The sequence below is a fragment of the Spirulina sp. CCY15215 genome (assembly GCF_016888125.1).
Lineage (GTDB): Bacteria > Cyanobacteriota > Cyanobacteriia > Cyanobacteriales > Spirulinaceae > CCY15215.
On record NZ_JACSWA010000160.1, the window covers coordinates 1 to 388 of the forward strand.

A 388-nucleotide genomic window follows, 5' to 3' on the forward strand; every position below is an offset into this window, starting at 1 on the left:
GAACTCGCATTCAAGATTTCCTGCTTCACAGATTTTTGACTAGGCAAAGCCCCCGTCAGATCATCTCCACAAGCATTTTCCGATACGCTATGCCCTAACGCATTTTTGATTCCTCTATCTCTGATAACTTCTGCTGCTGCGATATCTCTATGGGTTTTGTATCCACACTCCAGGCAATGATGTTCTCGTTCGGAAAGTGATTTTTTTCCAGTGTGAAAATTACATTTTGGGCAAGTTTGCGAGGTGTAATTCTTGTCAACTTCCGCGACAAAAACATCTCGTTTCCACGCGACCCATTTGAGAATGGTAATAAATTGACCAAAAGCAGCATCTAGGCAATGTTTAGATAACATTCCTTTTGCCCATATCCCCCCTTTAGTTCCCCCCT

Annotated in this window: 1 protein-coding gene; it reads right to left on the bottom strand. The window is 42.8% G+C overall.

Translation table 11 applies throughout. The features are described 5' to 3' along the window. The coding region (locus tag JUI58_RS00770; protein WP_348539805.1) for a transposase at positions 1-388 on the bottom strand (388 nt) is incomplete at both ends.